The following is a 19,758-nucleotide window of genomic DNA, read 5'->3' as shown; positions in this document are numbered from 1 at the left end:
TCATGCACACCGAATTTCACCACGTCGCACTCGACCGGATTCGCTACTCGCTGGTGTGGGAAAGCGCGGCCACTCTGCAGGCGGCCCTGCCCCTGGGCCCCACCGACGAAGCACTCATCATTACCTCCGCCGGCTGCAACGCCCTGAACGCGCTGCTCAGCGAGGCCCGCCACGTCACGGCCCTCGACCTGAACCCGGTGCAGAACGCACTGCTGCAGTTTAAAACCTACCTGATCGGGCATTTCCCCCACGCTGTATTCCGGGCGCTGCTGGGGCTCGATGGGCCGGCGGCCGTGGCCGCCGCCTGGGCCGAGGCTGCGCCTCAACTTTCTGCCGATCTGCAGGCGTACTGGGACCGGCAGCTAACTGAGCATCCGGCCGGGCTGCTCACGGCCGGCAAGCTGGAAAGCTACCTGCACGGCTTCCTGCCTACCCTGCCGGAGGCCACGCAGCAGCACTTGCGGCAGCTGATTCAGTTCCCCACGGTGGCGGAGCAGCGTGTTTACTTCGAGCAATATCTGCACAACACAGCCTTCCGGGGACAGTTCGAAACGTACTTTGATGAGGCCAACCTGAGCAAGGGCCGCGACCCGCGCCTGTTTCGCTACGCCGAAGAATCGGGCGGGGCCGCGTTCTACCGGCGCCTGCGCCACCAGGCAGCTACCGAGCTACTGGCCGACAACTTCTTTTTCCGCTTTTTCTTTTTTGGCCCTGAGAACCTGCCCGAGGCCATTCTGCCGCCCTGCTATCAGGCGCGCCACTTTGCCCGGCTGCGTGCCCGCCTGCCGCACCTGAGCATCCAGACCGGTGAGGCCGTGGCATATCTGCTCAGCCCGGCCGGCCGCACCATCACCCGGGCCAGCCTCTCCAATATCTTTGAGTACGTGAGCCCCACGGAGTTTGCGCAGGCCATGCACGCGCTGCAGGCCCGCGGCAACCTGCGGCTGGTGTACTGGAACCTGCTGCAAGCCCAGGGCGACGCCGGCTTAGACGGACTGGAGCCCACGCCCGTAGCGGCCCTGCCCGGCACCTGCTTTTACCTGCCCGATGCCCGCTTGCTAAACTTTCCCGCTCCGGCCGTTGCGGCCTCCTCTCCTTCCACTGCTTCTTCCCTCGTGCTGCTATGAAACTTGCTGATTACTGCACTCCGGCGTTTGTAGAAACGCTGCTGCAAACCACCCTGCCCGCGCCCGTGCGGGTACTGGCAGTGGAGCCGTTTGCCCTCGATAACTCGGCCAGCATTCTGGCGGTGCTCACGGCCGGGCACAGCGGGCGGCCCATTGGGCACTACGGGCTGCGGGTGCGCTACGAGGCGGCCGGGCAGGAGCACACCGAAGACCTCGTGCTCAAGCTCAAGCCGCCCGGCACCGAAATATCGGCTATGCTGGGTGCCCTGGCCCAAGCCTGCGGCGGGGACCTGGCCAAGGTGTACCCTGCTCACATGCTGAACACCGGCTTCGCTCATACCCATCATCGGGAACTAGCAGTGTACGCCCAGCCGGACCTGAGCCTGATGCCCGCCATCCGGGGCCTGCACCGCGACGAAGCGGCCGGTGTGTACGCCATTCTGATGGAACACCTGGGACCGGACATGCAGCTGCTGAACTCGGTGATGGAGCCCGGGCGCTGGACCGACGAGCACCTGCGCACCACCCTCACCCAGCTGGCCGACTGGCACGCCGCTCACCTGCTGCCCGCTGGTGCTCCACTACCCTGGGCCGACGCTCCTACCCTCGACTTTATGCTGGCGCAACGGCCGCTGTGGCAGGCCCTGCTGACCAACGCCGCCACCCGCCTGCCCGAGCTGTACCCGCCGGCACGAGCCGCCCGGCTGCAGGCCGCGCTGGATGCTTTGCCCCGGTACTGGCCGGAGCTGGCCGCCGCGCCCCGCACCCTGGTGCACAACGACCTGAACCCGCGCAACACCTGCTTCCGGCAAACCGCCGTGGGTTTGCAGCTTTGCGCCTACGACTGGGAGCTGGCCACTTACCATGTGCCCGTGTACGATGTGGTGGAACTGCTGAGCTTTGTGCTGACCCCGGAACGCTATGCTCAGCGCCTGGACTACCTGGAGTTTTACCGCCAGCAGCTGCACGCCCGCACTGGTTTGTTTGCCGATGCCGATAATTTCCACCGCCTCGCCGGGCTGGCCGCTTTCGACTTTGGGCTGCACCGCCTGGGCATGTACCTGATGGCCCACACCGTAAGCCCCTACCCCTACCTGCCCCGGGTGGTGGCCAGCTACTTCGACACTCTCGACCAGCTGCAACCCTGGCTGCCCGAACTTCCCGCCTGATGCTGCTCCCCGATTCCTTGGCGCCCGGCGCGGCGGCCATCGGTGGCAAGGCCGCCGGCTTGTTCCGGCTGCGCCAGCTGGGTGTGGCGGTGCCGCCCTTTGCGGTGTTGCCCGCCGATGCCTTCGCGCCATTGTTTACCGCTTTGCCCGCCGCCTCCGACGCCGACCTGGACACCCGGCAGGCTTCCTTACTAGCCTACGAGCCCACGCCCGAAGACCGCGCCGCGCTACGGGTGCAGCTTACCGGCTGGGACTTTCCGGCCCGCCCGGTAGCGGTGCGTTCCTCGGTGGCAGATGAGGACGGGGCCGGCCATTCCTTTGCCGGGCTGATGGACTCCTTTCTGAACCTGACAAGCGAGGACGAGATATGGGCGGCGGTGGCCCGGTGCGCGGCCAGCGCCTACTCGGTGCGGGCCCGCGCCTACCGCCGGCAGCGCGGCCTGCCCCTGGCGGCCCGGCCGGCGGTGGTGGTGCAGGCGCAGGTGGCGGCCCTCACCAGCGGCGTGCTGTTTTCCACCTGGCCGGAGTATCCGATGGAAATGACCATTCACGCGCTTTGGGGGTTTGGCGAGGCCCTGGTAAGCGGGGCCCAGCAACCCGACGAGTTCTACCTGCGCAAAGCCACCGGCGAGCTGACCCACCAGCAGCTGGCCGACAAGGCCCAACGGTTGGCAGTTGTATTGGGAGCCGCAGGCCTGCACCAAGCTCCTGTGGCAGCAGAAGAGCAGTTGGCTCCCAGCCTTAGTCCGGCGGAGCTAACCCAACTGCATACACTTGGCCAGCAGCTGGAAACGGCTATGGGTGGACCGCAGGACGTGGAGTTTGTGGTGGATGAAGCCGACCGGCTGTGGGTGGTACAGGCCCGGCCCATCACCCAGCCCATTCCCGAGCTGCTGGTTTTCGACAATTCCAATATTCAGGAAAGCTACTGCGGGGTGACCACGCCCCTCACGTTCAGCTTTGCGCGGCGGGCCTACGCCACAGTGTACCGCCAGACCATGCGGGCCCTGGGCGTGCCGGCTGCCGAGGTGGAGGCCCACGAGCCGGTAGTTACGCAGCTGCTGGTACTGGTGCAGGGGCGCATCTACTACCACATAAACCACTGGTACCGGGGCTTGCTGCTGCTGCCTTCATTTCAGCAGAACAAGGCCGACATGGAGCGCATGATGGGCCTGGAGGAGCCCGTAGACTTTGTGCAGCCCCCGCGCCGCAGCCGCCTGGAGCAATTGCGCAGTGCCCCACGCCTGGCGGCCAACCTATTGCGGCTGCTGGCGGCTTTTGCCAGCTTGCGCCGGGCCGTACCGGCCTTCCATGCCCGCCTGGCGGCTGCTTACCAGCGGTTTTACACGCTTCCCCTGGCCCAGTTCAGCGGTGCGGAACTGCTGGCTGAAAAGACCCGCCTTGATGAGGAGTTGCTCAGCCACTGGACCACGCCCATCATCAACGACTTTCGGGTGATGATGGCCAACGGCCGGGCCCTGCGCAACCTGCGGGCTGCCGGCGTGGCCGAGCCTGAAGATTTGCTGCGCCGCTACCTGGCCTCCGACCAGCAGCTGGCGAGCGTGCAGCCCGTGCACCGCCTGTTGGCTTTGGCCCGGCAGGCGCACACCCACACCGGCCTGCCCGAGCTGATCCAGGCTTTGCCCGCCGATGTAGCCGAGCAGGTAGCCGCAAGCTACCCTCAGTTCGAGCAGGCCGCCCGACAGTTTAGGGAGGAATTTGGCGACCGGACGGTGGGCGAGCTGAAGCTGGAAACGGCCACCATGCGCACCCAGCCGCGCATCTTCTACCAATACCTGCGCAACCTGGTGGCCGTGCCCCCTGCTGCTACAGCTGCTAATCCGTCAGGCATAAGCCCAAGCGCCGCCACTGATATAGAAGCGCTGCTGAACCGGTTGCCGCGCCTGCGGCGGTGGGCGCTGACCCGCAGCCTGACTGGGTTGCAGGAGGCCATTCGGCACCGTGAGGCCCTGCGACTGGAGCGCACCCGTCTGTTTGGTATGTACCGCAGCCTGTACCGGGCGGCCGGGGAACGGCTAACCCAGGCCGGTCACCTCTTCCAGCCCGAGGACGTGTTTATGCTGACGGAAAACGAAATAGCCGAAGCCCTGACCGGCACTCCGGCCACCCCGGCGCCGGCGCTGCCTTCGCCCGCGCCCGGCATCTGGCTTTCCCCGCCCCCGGCCCATACTACCGACCTACCCGCGCTGGTAGCTGCCCGCCAGCAGGAATTTGCCCGCTACGAACAGCTGGCGGTGCCCGCGCGCGTAACGGTGCCGGCGGCCCCCGTGCGCATGCTGCCGGCCGCAGTCGGGGAAACCGATGGAGTTTTGCGCGGCACAGGCTGCTACCCCGGCGTGGTAGAGGGCGAGGCGCTGGTAGTACGCCGCCCCGAGGACGACCTGAACGTAGCCGGCAAGATCGTGTGTGCCCTGCGCACCGACCCCGGCTGGGCCACGCTGTTTCCGGCCTGCCGGGCCGTGGCCATCGAAAAAGGCTCTTCCCTGTCGCACTCCGTTATCATTCTGCGGGAGCTGGGCATTCCCACCATCATCAACGTGCCCGGCCTGACGCAGCAGCTGCAAAGCGGGCAGCGCGTAGTGCTCGACGGGCAATGCGGCACGCTGCAGCTGCTGCCCGCCACCCAGCCTGCGGCCGAAAATCCGAGTGCTTTATCTCCCAGACATGCTTGAGTGCCTTACTTATAACGGGCAATTGCCCGATTCCTTCTGGCAGATTCCGGCCGCTGTATATGCTACCGAAGTGGTGCCCCTGCGCGAGCACGCGGAAGTGCTGGCGGCCGTGGTAGCCGAGGAAGCCGCCCGCCACGAGGTGCTGCTCTACACCGACCATGAAACGTTGCGCCTGCTGGGGATTTTCCCGCAGGAGGGCACCGATGCCTTCTTCGGCCTTTGGGAAACCCTGCCCGATGCGTCGCTCAACCAGCAGGCATTTGCCCAACTGGCGGCCGAGGCCCGACGCCGTGGCTACCGCCGGCTGGTGGGGCCGCTGTGCTTCAGCACGTTTCACCGTTACCGCTTGCGCTTGGGCGCGGTGCCTTCCTGGGGGCAGTTTGACGCGGAACCCGTAAACCCCGCCTACTACGCCGGGCTGCTGACGGACCTGGGCTTTGTGCCCACCCTTACGTTTGAAAGCCGCCTGCTGCAGCCCGCTGTGGTGCCTATAGTGTACGACAACAAAGCTGCCCTGCTGGCTCAACTGCAGCAGGTGCCGTTTGAGTTTGTGTCCCTGGCCCCGGACGTTTGGCAGGAACACGAAGAGGCTATTTTTGAGCTTATACAGGCCATTTACGGGGCCAATCCGGCCTACCGACCGGTGTCGGCGGCGCAGTTTAAGCTGCTTTACAACCGCGCCTACGCCGAAAAGCTGTGCCCGCATACCTCCGTGCTGCTGCGTGAGTGGAGCACCGGCAGGCTGGTAGCTCAGAGTTTCTGCCACCCCAACTATGCCCCGCTGCACCTGCCCGCTACTGAGCCGGCTACCTTTCAGCAGCACTACCCGCGCCTGCAGCACCGCACCCTGCTGGCCAAAACCGTGGGCGTGCACCCCGACTATCGTCAGCAGGGTTTGATGTCCTACCTCGGGGCCTACGGGATGGTGTCGTTCCGGGAATACTACGACGACATCATCTTCTGCCTGATGCGCACCGACAACTTCTCCCGCCACTTCACCGACGGCTTCCCCTACGAAACGGCCCACTACGCGCTGTATGCGCGGGAGCTATGAGGGCAGTTCGGCCCATCGGCATATAAAGCCCGAAGAACGTCATGCTGAGCGCAGCCGAAGCATCTTGGTAGTGTGGTAAACCCAGCGAGGCGGTAGGTATGCCTCGACTCCGCGGACGCCAGATGAGGCATGACGGGCTTTTTATCTTTTCTTCCTGGTACTTCACCATCTTGCTTATATGAATTTACCAGCCTTTGGGGCGTATCTGCGGCAGCGGTTCCCGCCCGTAAACATGGCGCTGTTTGCCATTCTATTTGGCACCGTGTACAGCGTGGCGGCGGCTTTGCAGGCCGGACCGGGGGCACAGCGGGCCTGGGGCTGGCCGGAGTGGCTGGGCGTGGTGGCTACCATCAGCTTCTTTTTCCGGCTGCGGGTGTTCGACGAAATCAAGGACTACGCCACCGACCTGGAGCACCACCCGGAGCGGGTGCTTCAGCAGGGCCATGTGACGCTGGGGCAGCTGCAAGCCGTAGCCGCCGTGGGTACGCTGCTGGAAGTGGCGTGGTCGGTGGGCATGGGGTGGCGGGCTGTGGTGGGCTGGGCGCTGGCCGTGGGCTACAGCCTACTGATGCGCTACGAGTTCTTCGTGCCCAACTACCTGCGGCCCCGCCTCGTGCTCTACGCCCTCACCCACATCCTAGTGATGCCCCTGCTCATTGGCTGGCTGTGGGCAGCCTACGCGGCCCCGCCCCTGCTCACCCCGCCCCTGGGGCTACTCGGCCTACTGAGCGTGTTCGGGGGCCTGGCCTTCGAAATAGCCCGCAAAATCAGGGTGCCGGCCGATGAGCGCCCCGGCCTTGATTCCTACTCCCGCGCCCTTGGGTACGGGGGTGCCGTGGCGGCAGTGCTGGTGGTGTTGCTGGCGGGAGTATTCACCCAGGGCGTGCTGCTGCAGCGGCTGGAGGCCCGCGCCTGGCCGTTCTGGCTGTTAGCGGCCTTGTACGCGGCCACGGCGGCGGCCTACGCCTGGAGCTTGCGCCGCCCCTCGGCCCGGGCCCTCAAGCTGGCCGAGCTGCTCACCTCCCTGTTCATGCTCAGCAGCTACGTGTCCATTATTGCGGAAATAGCGCGGCGGTGGTAGCAGGACCAGTGAGTGTAAACAAATCGGTTGAACGTCATGCTGGCATCTCTAGTGCTTCATTGCAATACTATTTTGTTAGCCAGAGGTAGAGATGCTTCGACAAGCTCAGCATGACACCCTGTTGGCCCAACTCCTTCATCTCTTATGATTGATTTCGTCTACCGTTTCCGTTTCTGGCTGCTGGCCCTGGTGGCGGCGTTGGTGGTGGCGCTGGCCCCCGGCGTGCACACGGCGGTGCAGATCGACAATAGCCTGTCGGTGTGGTTTCTGGAAGGTGACCCGGCCCTGCGCGCCTACCGCGACTACCAGGCCCGCTTCGGCAACGACGAGGTAGTGACGCTGGTAGTGCACGACTCCGTGGGTTTGCTGCGGACGCCCTACCTGAGCAGCCTGCCCGCTCTCAGCCAGGAGCTGGCCGCCCTGCCCGACGTAGCCGCCGTGTTGGGGCCGGGCACCACTACTATTGCCGGGCGGGGGCTGACGGCCGAGGCGCACCCGCTGCTTTCGGCCCGCACCACCGAAGCTCAAGTGCGACAGGACCTGAGCCGCCTGCCCACGTTGCAGGAGCAGTTGTTCTCGCCCGATTTCCAGACAACCCGCCTGCTCATCGAGTTGAAGCCCAGCGCTACGTTTGATGCCCGGCGCGCAGATATTCTGGCGCAGATTCGCGGGGTAGTAGCCCGGCACCTGCCGCAAGGTCAGTATTGGCTGGGGGGCGTGGGCGTGCTCTACGCAGGGCTGAATGCGCTATCGGAGCAGGACTTTGGGCGGTTTCTGGGGCTGGGCTACGGGCTGATGTTCCTGGCTTTGCTGCTGCTGTACCGCAACGGGCGCCTGCTGCTGTACGTGGTAGGCATTGTGGGGCTGGCTACCTACCTCACGCTGGGCGTATACGGGGCCATGGGCTACCGCCTCAACCTGATGACGGTGCTGCTGCCCATGATCCTGATTCTGCTGGGAATTATGGACGCGCTACACGTCATCAATGAGCGTAATCTGGTGCTCACGGAGCCCGGCCAGACGCCCCACGCGGCGGCACTGACTGCCCTGCGCCGCACGTTGGCCCCCCTGCCTGGCAACCATGCTCACCACGGCCGCCGGCTTTCTAGCGTTGGTTTCCAGCCCCATGGCTATTCTGCGCACGTTCGGAGGCTTCGCGGCCCTGGGCATTGTGCTGTGTTTGTTTTTTACGTTTCTGCTGGGTGCCCTGCTGCTGCCTGGCTACCGGGGCCAGCCCCGCGCCACCATGCAGGCGGCGGGCAGCCTGGCGCGTATCTATACCTGGGTGGAAGCCCACCCGCGCCAACTCACGGCCCTGGCACTGGTGCTTACGGTGGCTGCCGCCTTTGGCGCGCTCCGGCTGCGGGCCGATACCTACACGCTGGGCTATTTCCCCGACGACCACGCGGCTGTGCGGGACCACGCCGCCATGCAGCGCACCTGGGGCGCCTACATGCCGCTGGAGTTGCTGATAGAGCCCCGCCCCGGCCACACCCTGCACGAAGCCGCCGTGGTGCAGGCGGCGGTGGCCTTTGCCGACTCGGCCCGCACGCTACGGGGCGTGGGCCGGGTGACGGGCTTCCACACGCTCTACCTCGCGGGGCTGGAAACGGTAGTGCCCGCCAGCCGGGCGCGGGCGGCCCTGGGCAGCCAAAGCCTGCTCAACCGCGTACACGCCCGCCTCGTCCCCGATTACCCCCAGCTTACCCGACAGTTTATCGACGAGCAATCCGGCACGGGGCGTATTACGGTAGCCGGTCCCATGCTTTCGGCGCGGGAGCTCACAGCCAAGTCGGAGGCGCTGCTGCGCATGGCGCGTAATACGCTGGGGCCCGTGGCCGTGGTGCGGGCGGCTGGCTACCAGCCGCTCTACGCCCGCATCGTTGACTACGTAACCCGCTCCCAGGCCAGCAGCCTGGGGTGGTCGGCGGTGGTGATATTCGGGCTGGTGTGGTGGTTTGTGGGCAGCTTCCGGCTGGCCCTGCTCACGCTGGCGCCCAACCTGCTGCCGGTGCTTTTGCTGCTGGGATTCATGGGCTGGGCCGGTATTGCCCTCGACACGGCCACGGCCAGCATTGCCGCCATCGTACTCAGCCTCTGCACCGACGACACCGTGCATTTCGTGCATCACTACCAGCAGCTGCGCCGCCAAAAGCTCACCCCGGCGGCAGCGCGCTTCGCTACCATCACCCACGTAGGGCCTACTATTCTGCTGTCCAGCGGGGTACTGTTCGTTGGCTACCTGGCCATGACGCTGGCTTCGCTGAAAACGGTAATGCTATTCGGGCTGCTCACGGCCGGGAGCGTTGTGGCGGCTTTTTATGCCGAGCTGCTGGTGTTCCCGCTGCTGCTGGCCCGGTTCGACCGGGAGGAATCATCAGAGGCCGTGGAAACCGAGGCGGAGGTAGTTAGGTAGGGTGCGGGGCTTGTCCCCGCCCCTACCTAACATAAAAAGCGCCTCTGCCTCCCGTATAACCGGAAAGCAGAGGCACTGTCGATGCAGGACTATACAACTAGGCTTACTTTTTCAGCACCTGGTACCCGTAGGCTGGCAGCGTTACTTCGGTGCCCAACGTTACGGTGCCGCTTTGCAGGGCGTTGGTCCAGGTGGTATTGGCCAGCGCGGCGGGCAGCGTGTATTTCACTTCCTTGTTGCGCACGTTCACTAGCACCAGCGCCTGCTCAGAGTCTTCGGTTTTGGTGAAGGCGCACACGTCGGCGCTACTGTAGGCCGTGGGCGTGCCGCGGCGCAGGGCGGCGCTGCCGGCGCGGGCCCGCAGTAGCTGCTTGTAGGCCTTGGTTACGTCGGGGCGGGTGTCCCAGGTCACGTTCACCGATGTGAAGGGAAACGGAATGGCGGTACTCATGCCCGATTCCTGACCATTGTAGATCATGGGCACGCCTTTGTAGCACGAGGCAATAACGAAGGCCGACATGGCCCCGGCGTCTCCACCGAACAGGGCGACGGGCGTGCCGTCGGAGCCATTTACATCATGGTTGGTGGTATAGCGCACTACGGGCTGCGAACCAATAACGGCCCCGGCGTATTCAGTAATGTTGAGGTTATCAAACGTGGTAGCGGGCTGGCCCCGGCGGTACACGTCCCAGAGGCCCCCGTAGAAGTTGAAGCCAAACTTCATATCGAAGCCCGCCGCCAGATTTCTGGACTCGGTACCTTCCGACAGCAGCAGCAACTTATGCGACTTGATGTTACGCAAGGTGTCCACAGCCTGCCTCCAGAAATCAACGGGCACGGCATCGGCATAGTCGCAGCGGAAACCGTCCACATTGGCCGAGTATACCCACGATTTCATGGCCGAAATCATTGCCAGGCGCATGGGCTGGCTGTTGAAGTTCAGCTGAGCCACGTCGGTGTAGTTGGTGTTGGGCGGGCTCTGAATGGTGCCGGCCGCGTTCTGCAGGTACCAGTCGGGGTGCTCCCGAACCCAGGCATTGTCCCAGCTGGTGTGGTTGGCCACCCAGTCCAGCATCACCGCCAGCCCCCGGCCGTGGGCAGCATCTACCAGGCTGCGCAAGTCATCAAGCGTACCGAACTCCGAATTAACCGCCGTGTAGTCGCGCACGGCGTAGGGCGAGTTCACGCTCCGTACCTGACCCACCGGATGAATCGGCATCAGGTACACCACGTTCGCGCCCAGCGCCTTAATGGAATCCAGGCGGGCCGTGACGCCGGCAAAGTTGCCGGCTTGGCTGAAGGCGCGCATGTTCACCTGATAAATCACCGCGTCCTGGCGGTCGGGCACGGCCGCGAACGGAGTACCGTATTGCGTGGGCTTTTCGGTGACGGGCGGGTCAACGGGGACGGGAGCGTCGGGCTTGTCGGGCTTGCAGCCGACCAGCAGGCTGGCCGCCGTCAGGCAGGTGAAACTGTAGTTGCGTGCGGTGTTGAAAAAGGACATAGGATGACGTAGTGAGTTTGAGTAGACGTTGGAAAGTGGGCAGCCGGCCGGAGACTGGAGGACCTGCCGAACGCCCGGCCGGCGGGCAATAGTTCGGCCGGCTAGCGGCTGATGGGTTTGAAGCTCACGGCCGCCCCGCCCCCGGCGGCCAGCGGTAGCTTCAGGGTTGATTTGCTGTCGACTTTCTGCTTGCGGATCTGGTAGCTCATCGGTTTTTTGTCCCAGCTGGCACCTTTGCCATCGGCGTAGATGGTGGCTTCGTAGCGCTGGCCGGGCGTCAGGAAATCGAGCTTCAGGGTTTGCAGGCGGGCATTTTCGTCGGTGATGGCGCCCAGGTACCACTCGTCCTTGCCCTTGGCTTTGCGGGCCGTGGTGATGTAGTCGCCGGGCTCGGCGGCCAGAATGCGCGTGTCGTCCCAGTCCATGGGCACGTCGCGGATAAACTGGAAGGCGTCGAGGTGCTTTTCGTAGGCTTCGGGCAGGTCGGCGGCCATCTGGATGGGCGAGTAAATCGTCACGTAGAGGGCCAGCTGCTTGGCCAGGGTGGTGTGCACCTGCTTGCCCTGGTTTTTGGCCGGGTTCCAGTCTTCGAGCTTGATCTGAAAAATGCCGGGCGTGTAGTCCATGGGCCCGCCCATGAGGCGGGTGAAAGGCAGGATGGTCTCGTGCTCGGGCGGGTTGCCCTCACTCCAGGCGTTGAACTCGTTGCCGCGGGCTGCTTCGGAAGCCAGCCAGTTGGGGTACGTGCGGTGCAGGCCGGTGGGCCGCACGGCTTCGTGCATGTCCACCATAATCTGCTGGCGGGCCATGTTCTCGGCGGTGCGGTTGAAGTGGTTGACCATCCACTGCCCGTCGTGGTGCTCCCCGCGCGGGATGATGCGGCCCACGTAGCCGGTTTTCACGCCGTCGTAGCCGTGCTCCTTCATAAAGCGCAGGGCGGCATCCTGGCGCCGCTCGTAGTTGGTCACGGAGCCGGAGGTTTCGTGGTGCATGAGCAGCTTAATGCCCTTGGCGGCCGCGTATTGCTGCAGCTCCTGCACGTTGAAGTCGGGGTAAGGCGTCACGAAGTCGAATACCTCTTCTTTCCAGTTGCCGGCCCAGTCTTCCCAGCCCACGTTCCAGCCTTCCACCAGCACGCTTTGCAGGCCATATTTGGCCGCAAAGTCGATGTAGCGCTTCACGTTGGCGGTGTTGGCGCCGTGGTGGCCGTGGGGTTTCAGCGCGTTCCAGTTGGTATCCGCCAGCTTCAGGTTGGTGGCATCGGAGTAGTTCCAGCTCGACTTGTTCACGTGCATCTCCCACCACACGCCCACAAACTTCTGGGGCTTGATCCAGCTGGTTTCGGTGAGGGTGGTGGGCTCGTTGAGGTTCAGAATGAGCTTGGAGGCCAGCACGGCGGGGGCGTTGTCGGCCACTACAATGGTGCGCCAGGGCGTGTGCTCGGGCGTTTGCAGGTAGGCCGCGGCCCCGGTGGCCGAGGGCACCAGCTGGCTCGTGAGGCCGAAGGTTTTGGTGTTCACGTTCAGCATCAGGGCCGGGTAGTTCACCAGCGCGGCCTCGTGGATGTTCACGTACAGCCCGTCGTCGGACTTGAGCATGAGCGGCGTCTGCACCCGCTCCGGGGCCGATTTAAGCTGAATGGGGGTGATATTCGCGCTGTTGACTTCGCTCAGCCTGGAGGTCGTGTAGGCGTACTCGTTGGATTCGTAGTCGCCGGGAATCCAGAAGGCTTTGTGGTTGCCGGTGAGGTTGAACTCGGTGCGCTCCTGCTGCACCGTGAAGTACTGCAGGCTGGGCTGCTGCGGGAATTCGTAGCGGAAGCCCACCCCATCGGCAAACACGCGGAACACCACGTCGATGAGGCGGCCGGGAGCCTGGGGCTGGCGCAAGTGCACCGTGAGCTGCTGGTAGTGGTTGCGGATGCTTTTCACCTCGCCCCATACCGGCTGCCAGGTGTCGTCCACGTCCTTGGTTTCGGAGTTCACCAGCTCCAGCGGGCCGTCGAAGCCCTTGCCATCGGCCAGAGCCACGCCCAGGCGCGAGGGTTTAATAACCGGCCGCTGCCCGTAGGAAACGGCGTAGGTTGGCTGGCCATCAGCGGCCAGCGCAAAAGTGAGGCTGACCCGGTCGAGGCGGGCGGTAAGCGGGGAAGCAACAGGTTGAGCGGTGGCCCGGAGGCCAGCCGTAAGCAAACAAAGAAGAAGTATTTTTCGCATGATGTAAACAAGGATTCCGGGCGGGCGCCAGGGCGACAATGTCTGCGCCCACCCGGAATATTCAAACAAGCTATTTCCGCAGCACCAGGTACTGATAGGGCGCTAAGGTGAAGGCGCGGTCGGTACCAGCAGGTTGCCCGCTGAAAGCGTTGCGCCAGCCGGCACCGGCCAAACCAGCGGGAACGGAGAAGAGTTTCGGGGAGCTGCGCAGGTTGATGAGCACCAGCACCTGCTCCTTGCCCGCCGTTCTGAGGAAAGCGCACACGTCGTCGGTGCTGTAGGAGGTTAGCTCGCCGTTGCGCAGGGCATTGCTGCCGTTGCGGAATTTGATGAGGCGCTTGTACTCCGCCGTCAGCGCGGGATTAGGCGTCCAGTCGATGGGCTGGCGCGCACCCATGAACGGCACGCGCTGGTTGTAGCCAACTTCCTGCCCGTTGTAAATCATGGGTACGGCCTGCATGTAGGCCGCCGTCACGAAGGCCGCCAGCGCGCCCTGCGGACCGCCGAAAAACTCCTGCGGGGTGCCTTCCCAGGCGTTCAGGTCGTGGTTGGACACGTAGCGCACCATGCGCGCCGCGGGCGGGGCATTGCGGTACACGGCGGCGTTCAGGGAGTCGAGCAGCTTCACGCTTTTGCCCTCAGCAAAGATGTTGTGCTTTAGCACGTTGATAAAGCCAAAGTCGTAGCACAGCGGGAAGCCGGCCCGAAAGAAGTGCTTTTTCTTGTCGCCCTCGGCCAGCAGCAGCACTTTGCGCCCCCGGATGGAGGTGAGGCTCTGGCTAGCTTCCTGGAAAAACTCGAACGTGGGCCCATCGGCGTAGTCGAACCGGAAACCATCCACGTTGGCCTGAAACACCCAGTAGCGCATGGCCTGAATCATGGCGGAGCGCAGCTGAGCGTTCTTGAAGTCAAGTTGTACGATGTCCTTCCATTCCGGGATGGGGTTGACGAGGTTGCCCGCGTCGTCGTGCACGTACCACTCGGGGTGCTCTTTGGTCCAGGCGTGGTCCCAGCTGGTATGGTTGCCCACCCAGTCCAGCATCACGGCCAGACCGCGGGCGTGGGCGGCGTCTACCAGCTTGCGAAGGTCGGCCAAGGTGCCAAACTCGGGGTTCACGCTGGTATAGTCGCGAACGGCGAAGGGCGAGTCCACGGCCTTGAGCTTGCCAATCGGGAAAATGGGCATCAAATACACCACATTTACTCCCAGGGCCTTAACCGAATCAAGCCGGGCCGTGACGCTTTGAAAGTCGCCCGCCCGGCTGAACCCGCGCATGTTTACCTGGTAAATGGTGGCATCCTGGCTTTCGGGCACGCCCCGGAAGGGCTTGCCGTACTGGGCCGGATCGTGGTAGGCCGCCGGGGCACCGCCCGCCTGGGCCAGCCCCGGTCGGGGCACCGGCAGTAGCGGCAGGGTGAGCAGAAAGGAGGCGAGAAAGGTTTTTTTCATGGTAACAGGCACTAAAAAATCAGCCGGGCAGCCCCGTTGCCGCCCGGCTGACGAGTCTTATTCGACTACCACCCGGCCGGTATGCGTGGTACCGTCGGTGGTAGCTTGCAGGAGGTAAAGGCCCTTGGCGAGGCCGGTCACGTCGAGGCTGGTCTGGCCCCCGGCTACGGCCGCGGCGCGGTCAAGCACCGTGCGGCCCTGGCTGTCGAGCAGGCGCAGCTGGGCGGTAGCGGCCCGAGAAGGCAGCAACACCGTGAGGCGGCCCTGGCTGATGGGGTTCGGGAAGAGGGTGAGCGGGGTTTTGGCTGCAGCTGCTCCTTTGGCCGCCAGGGCCGTGCGGGCGCCTGCCACGGGCTGGAAGCTCCAGTGCCCGCTGTAGAAGCTGGCATCCACGGCCCCGTACTGGGCCGAGCCATTCAGGTTTTCGACGTGGATATAGTTGCCGGGCTGCCACACGTTGCGGATGCGGAAGTAGCTGGTGCCCGACACTGTCTCGCGTACCCACTGTCCGCTGGTATAGAAGTCCGGAACCACCGTGCACTGCACCGCGCCGGTCTGGCCTTCAATGTTCATGTAGTTGCCCGAAGCCACGTTGCGGATGCGCGTGTTCGAGCCCACCGTTTCCAGCGTCCACTGGTACGCCGTGCCACTGGCCGTGGCCGCGTACCGTACCTGCGCGGCGTTGTCGTAGAGGTAAGTGTTCTGCCAGCGGTTGATAATGTAGTACTTCGTGGCCGTGCTCGAAGCCTGCACCACAATCTGCACCTGGTCGGTAGCCGACAAAGCCCCGTCACTCACCGAAACCTGGAGTACATAGGTACCGCTGGTTAGGCCACTCACCGTGGGCGAAACGGCCGTGGTGGAGCTGAATGTGGCGGCCGGGCCGCTTACCTTGGTCCAGCTGTAGGTGAGGGCGTTACCATCGGGGTCAGTGGAGCCGGCGGCCGTTAAAGTGGCAGAAGTAGTGCCCGCGCCTAGATTCTGGTCGGGGCCAGCGTTGGCTACGGGTGCCCGGTTCGTACTCCCGGCAGCCGTAGTAAAGGTGAGCCAGTTGAGATTGCAGCCGGTGGAAGCCACCGCGTGCACGCGCAGCTTCTGGATGCCGGCCGGCAGCGTTACGGTCATCGGAACGGTAGTCCAACTCTGCCAGCCGCCGGTGTTGCCCACGCTGATGCTGCCCAGGCTGGTGCCGGCGCTGTTGCGCAATTGCAGGGTGGCGTTGCCCACGGCGCTGGCTACCCGGAAGTCCACGTTATAAGAGCCGGCCGAAGCCACGTTCACATCGTATTCTACCCAGTCGTTGGTGTCGAAGTAGTCCACGTTGCGCCCGCCGCCAGTGTCGGTGGTGACTTCTGTATCGACGTTCAGCATGGCCGAATAGCTCTCGGCCTCAATCTTGCCGGGTACTGCCTGCGCCGTGGGCGTTACGGTGCCGTTCAGCTTCAGCACGTAGTAGCCGTTGGCCGGAATGCTGGCGAAGGGTACCCAGTTCGAGATGCTGTTGCCGCTCACGGTAGCGTTGGCTGGGGCCGCAGTGCTGCTGCCCAGCAGGTTGGCTACCGTGTAGGTACTGTTGGCAACCGTGTTCGGCAGGTTCACGGACAAGGCCACATTGTTCTGGGCCGTTGAACTCATATTCAGGACCACAAAAACCGTTTCGGCGCCTGATGTGCGAACGAACGTGTACACGCCGCTCGTGCTGTTGCTTACGGTGGTGTATTTGCCCTGGCGTAGCGCCGGCTGGGCTTTGCGCAGCGCAATCAGCTTTTTGTACAGGTTCCAGATGGAGTTTGGGTCGGCCTTCTGGCTGGCTACGTTGTAGGTAGGGTAGTCGCCGCCCACGGCATACCAAGGCGTACCGGTGGTGAAACCCGCGTTGGCGGTGTTGTTCCAGCGCATCGGCGTGCGGCTGGATACGTTGCCGCCGGCCCCAATTTCCTCGCCGAAGTACACGAAGGGTACGCCCGGCGCCGTCAGCACGAAGGCTGCCGCTACCTTGGCCTTGGCATCTTGGTTGTTGGTGAGGCGGTCTTTGATGCGTCGTTCGGCTGCCGGTCCGGCGCCGCCGTTGGCGGCCAGGTCGTGGTTGGACGTGAACACGCCGTACTGTAGAAACGGGTAGTACAGGTTGGTCTGCTCGACGGCGTACTGCAGGTCGTTCTTGTTCTCGTTGTTGAGCGACTTCTCTACGCCCAGCGCAATATCGAACTGGAAGCCAATGTCGAAGCCCTGGTACACATACTTAGCCATGGCCGGGATATTGCCGGTCTGCCAGGTTTCGCCCACCGAGAAAGCGTCGCGGGTATTGGCTGCCTTGATGTGCTTGCGCCAGCTGCGCCAGTAGGCATAGGTTGCGGGCAGGTCCTGCTGCTCGGCATCGGTGAGGGCGTTGCCGCTTTCATACAGATATCGGGGCGCATCAATGCGGAAGCCGTCGGTGTTGCGCGAGTTGAGCCAGTAGGTGCTCACGTCCTTGATGGTGTTGCGCACCGAGGCGTTGTAGAAGTTCAGGTCCGGGATGTCACCGGGCGTGAACTTGTCCCACACGAAGTTGAAGTTGGCGTTGGAGTGGGCCACCGGGTTGGTGCGCCAGGCCGAGCCGGGATTGGTGGCCCGAAACAGGAAATAGTTGTCGTACTGGCCGCCCAGGCCCTGACCCGCCGACTGATACCAGGGGTGGCTTTTGGATACGTGGTTGAACACCATGTCCATAATCACCTTCATGCCGCGGGACTGCGCTGCGCTCACAAACGCGTCGAACTGGGCCATGCCGCCAAACTCGGCTGAAACGCTCTTGTAGTTCGTCACCTCGTAGCCGCCGTACCAGGGCTGCTGAGCATTGTAGATAGGCATGATGTAGAGCGCCGTGACGCCCAACTCGTTGCTGAGGTAATCCAGCTTGTTTATCATTCCCTGCAGGTCGCCCACGCCGTCGCCGTTGGTGTCGAGAAAACTGCGGGGAAATATCTGGTAAAATACCTGCTCGTTCCACCAGCCCAAGGCCTGCGCATCGACCGATACCACCGTGATGCGCATCGTTTTGGTGGTGGATACACCGCTGCCGGTGGCCGTCATGCTTACGGTGTAGGTGCCCGGCGTGGTCCAGGTAGTGGTAGGATTCTTAGCGGTGGAAGAGGGCGTGGTGCTGCCGGGCATGCTCCAGCTCCAGCTAGTGGCCGCGCCGCCCTCCGAACTGTCGAAGAACCGTACAATCTCTCCCGGAATAGTTTTCACCGACGAGACGTAAAAATCGGCGTACGGGTACGGCGGCAGCTGGTCGTTCCACCAGTCGCTCAGCACGTTGGCGGCGGAAGTGGGCTGCACCACGTATTTGCGGGCCGCTACCGATTCGTTGGTTTGCACCCCACCGCGCGTGATGCGGTAGTTGTAGGTAATCTGCGCGTCGTTGGTTTGGCCGGTTACAGTACCGGAGTAGATTTTGTCCCCGTCGGGGTCGGTGAGGGCCACGCCCCCGGCCGAGAAGGAGCCGCGCACCACCACCTGGTCGGTGCCCGCGGTAAACTGCCCCTGCTGAATGCGGTACTGCAAATTCACGTTGAATGTGAGGTCGGCCGCTTGGACCGTCACGAGCGGGATGCCCAGGAGCATCCAAATGACTACTAGCACTCTGGTTACTGCTTTTTCCATGATGGTGGGGTTTGGTTGGCTGGAAATGGGCAAGCGTAGGCGTACTCCAGAAAGGGCAATAGGCTAGCCGCCAAGCCCAAAGCGGGGTCGTGCGGCCACATTCAGCCAGCGCAGTAGGGCTGCCGCCGGTCACTCAGAGCAGAAATGAGCAGGTAGAATCACTCGGTAGCCAACTGCGGCCACCGGGTTTTCCCAAGGGGCCGGAAACCTTACCCACTGGTTTCCGGCCCGGGAAGAGTGTAGTCCGGTTAGCGGGTTACGGCCAGTCGGCGGGTCGCTATTTTTTCCCCTACCTGGACCTTCACCAGATAAGCGCCCACCGCCAGGTCGCCCGTGGCTACACTCAGTTCGTGGAAGCCGGCCGGCTGGCGGGCGTCCAACAGGGTCCGCACCTCGCGGCCCAGCAAATCCGTCACGCGCACCGACACGGCTTGCGCCTTATCCAGCACCCGGTAGGCAACAGTCGATTTTCCCTGCGCGGGATTCGGGAACACGCTCATGGCCACCACCGCGTCTTCGGCCTTGCGGCTGCTGGTCACTACCACGTTCAGCGTGGGGGCCTGGTTGCCGGCCAGGACGGTAAAATCGGGGCTGAAGCCGAGGTTGGTGTTGCCGTTGCCGGTTACTTCCGGAATTACATCCGACGACCAGTAGGCGTCGCCGCTCACGTAGGCGGCCATCACGCGCACCACCGAGGCCCCGGATGGCAGGCCCAGGGAAGCGCGGTTGAACTCGTACTCCAACCCGTAGGAGCCGGCCCCGCCCCCGTTGTCGTTGCCGGGGTTGGTAGTGAGGTTGCCGGCTGGGGCTTTGTAGGCCACTTTCGTGCCCGCAAATAAGGAGTAAGCACCCGTGGTAGCCGAGGCCGGAATAGCGTTGGTGGTGCCGTCGGTCAGGATAGCCGCCCCGCCCCCAATGGTTTTCGCCTGGCCCGCCTCGGCGGTGTAAATGGCCGCCTGCACGTCGCCGCCGCCGGTGGTGGCAATGGCCGCGTCGGCTTCCAGCTCCAGCTTGGTGCCGCCGATGCCGCCGTTGGCAAAGGTGCCGAACACCGTGGACGAGCCCGCAATGGCGGGCAGGCCGGTGCCCACGGGCACCCCGGTTTTATTGGGCAAATCCAGGTACAACTGAAAGTTGTTGCCGCCGGGCTCAATGGTGCCAGCCAGCCCGATGTAGAGCTTGGTGCTGGAGTTGGCTCCATACATCCGCAGCAAGCCCATCAGGCCAAAGCCGCCGTCGCCGATGTGCGGGGTGGTGAAGGCACCCAGGGAAGTGTACTTGCCGGCCGTCGTGCCGATTTCATCGGCGGAGATAACGCCGTCGATGGTTACCTGGGCCTGAGCACTCAGGGCAGTGGTAGCAAGGGCAGCAGCCAGAACCAGCGTAGTTGTTTTTTTCAT

At 63.9% G+C, this 19,758-nt stretch carries 11 protein-coding genes and 1 pseudogene; 7 read left to right on the top strand and 5 right to left on the bottom strand.

Annotation, left to right across the window (positions count from 1 at the left end; translation table 11 throughout):
• The first annotated feature begins 2 nt into the window (after window positions 1-2).
• The 7 genes and pseudogenes from LRS06_RS15770 to LRS06_RS15740 all read left to right on the top strand — a co-directional run bounded on the left by LRS06_RS15770 (window position 3) and on the right by LRS06_RS15740 (window position 9,540).
• On the top strand, window positions 3-1,127 hold the full coding sequence (locus LRS06_RS15770; protein WP_257872347.1) for a BtaA family protein: 1,125 nt from the start codon (window positions 3-5) through the stop codon (window positions 1,125-1,127).
• Complete coding sequence (locus LRS06_RS15765; RefSeq protein WP_257872346.1) at window positions 1,124-2,296, top strand: aminoglycoside phosphotransferase family protein; 1,173 nt, start codon at window positions 1,124-1,126, stop codon at window positions 2,294-2,296. Before LRS06_RS15770 ends, LRS06_RS15765 begins: the two co-directional genes overlap by 4 nt.
• Entirely contained in the window at window positions 2,296-4,989 is a 2,694-nt protein-coding gene (locus tag LRS06_RS15760) for a PEP/pyruvate-binding domain-containing protein (protein WP_257872345.1), read from the top strand. Before LRS06_RS15765 ends, LRS06_RS15760 begins: the two co-directional genes overlap by 1 nt.
• Entirely contained in the window at window positions 4,982-6,043 is a 1,062-nt protein-coding gene (locus LRS06_RS15755; protein WP_257872344.1) for a hypothetical protein, read from the top strand. The genes LRS06_RS15760 and LRS06_RS15755 overlap by 8 nt, the downstream gene beginning before the upstream one ends.
• Before the next feature lie 178 nt (window positions 6,044-6,221).
• Entirely contained in the window at window positions 6,222-7,124 is a 903-nt protein-coding gene (locus LRS06_RS15750) for a hypothetical protein (protein ID WP_257872343.1), read from the top strand.
• Window positions 7,125-7,268: 144 nt separating this feature from the next.
• Window positions 7,269-8,015, top strand: a pseudogene (locus tag LRS06_RS25565) (MMPL family transporter); the annotation flags it as partial.
• A gap of 190 nt (window positions 8,016-8,205) precedes the next feature.
• A complete protein-coding gene (locus LRS06_RS15740) occupies window positions 8,206-9,540 on the top strand; it encodes an RND family transporter (RefSeq protein WP_257872341.1) in 1,335 nt (444 codons plus the stop codon).
• Between the two features lie 103 nt (window positions 9,541-9,643).
• Here LRS06_RS15740 and LRS06_RS15735 read toward each other — a convergent pair whose 3' ends face one another.
• The 5 genes from LRS06_RS15735 to LRS06_RS15715 form a co-directional block, all read right to left on the bottom strand.
• A complete protein-coding gene (locus LRS06_RS15735; RefSeq protein WP_257872340.1) occupies window positions 9,644-11,044 on the bottom strand; it encodes an alpha-amylase family glycosyl hydrolase in 1,401 nt (466 codons plus the stop codon).
• Between the two features lie 101 nt (window positions 11,045-11,145).
• Complete coding sequence (locus tag LRS06_RS15730) at window positions 11,146-13,260, bottom strand: glycoside hydrolase family 97 protein (protein ID WP_257872339.1); 2,115 nt, start codon at window positions 13,258-13,260, stop codon at window positions 11,146-11,148.
• A 70-nt stretch (window positions 13,261-13,330) separates the two neighbouring features.
• The gene (locus LRS06_RS15725; RefSeq protein ID WP_257872338.1) at window positions 13,331-14,710 is read right to left on the bottom strand and encodes an alpha-amylase family glycosyl hydrolase; all 1,380 of its coding nucleotides are present in this window, start codon (window positions 14,708-14,710) and stop codon (window positions 13,331-13,333) included.
• Window positions 14,711-14,767: 57 nt separating this feature from the next.
• Window positions 14,768-18,337: an alpha-amylase family glycosyl hydrolase gene (locus tag LRS06_RS15720; RefSeq protein WP_257872337.1), complete on the bottom strand. Its 3,570-nt coding sequence runs from the start codon at window positions 18,335-18,337 to the stop codon at window positions 14,768-14,770.
• 269 nt (window positions 18,338-18,606) lie between these two features.
• Window positions 18,607-19,758 (bottom strand): T9SS type A sorting domain-containing protein, encoded by a 1,152-nt coding sequence (locus LRS06_RS15715; protein ID WP_257872336.1) that lies wholly within the window; start codon window positions 19,756-19,758, stop codon window positions 18,607-18,609.

Source organism: Hymenobacter sp. J193 (assembly GCF_024700075.1).
GTDB lineage: Bacteria > Bacteroidota > Bacteroidia > Cytophagales > Hymenobacteraceae > Hymenobacter.
This window is presented reverse-complemented; position numbering and strand designations above follow the sequence as displayed.

Bases quoted from the DNA above. Each gene is read 5' to 3' on its own strand.
- LRS06_RS15770 (WP_257872347.1), top strand. From the start codon at position 3: ATGCACACCGAATTTCACCACGTCGCACTCGACCGGATTCGCTACTCG.
- LRS06_RS15765 (WP_257872346.1), top strand. From the start codon at position 1,124: ATGAAACTTGCTGATTACTGCACTCCGGCGTTTGTAGAAACGCTGCTG.
- LRS06_RS15760 (WP_257872345.1), top strand. From the start codon at position 2,296: ATGCTGCTCCCCGATTCCTTGGCGCCCGGCGCGGCGGCCATCGGTGGC.
- LRS06_RS15755 (WP_257872344.1), top strand. From the start codon at position 4,982: ATGCTTGAGTGCCTTACTTATAACGGGCAATTGCCCGATTCCTTCTGG.
- LRS06_RS15750 (WP_257872343.1), top strand. From the start codon at position 6,222: ATGAATTTACCAGCCTTTGGGGCGTATCTGCGGCAGCGGTTCCCGCCC.
- LRS06_RS15740 (WP_257872341.1), top strand. From the start codon at position 8,206: ATGCTCACCACGGCCGCCGGCTTTCTAGCGTTGGTTTCCAGCCCCATG.
- LRS06_RS15735 (WP_257872340.1), bottom strand. From the start codon at position 11,044: ATGTCCTTTTTCAACACCGCACGCAACTACAGTTTCACCTGCCTGACG.
- LRS06_RS15730 (WP_257872339.1), bottom strand. From the start codon at position 13,260: ATGCGAAAAATACTTCTTCTTTGTTTGCTTACGGCTGGCCTCCGGGCC.
- LRS06_RS15725 (WP_257872338.1), bottom strand. From the start codon at position 14,710: ATGAAAAAAACCTTTCTCGCCTCCTTTCTGCTCACCCTGCCGCTACTG.
- LRS06_RS15715 (WP_257872336.1), bottom strand. From the start codon at position 19,758: ATGAAAAAAACAACTACGCTGGTTCTGGCTGCTGCCCTTGCTACCACT.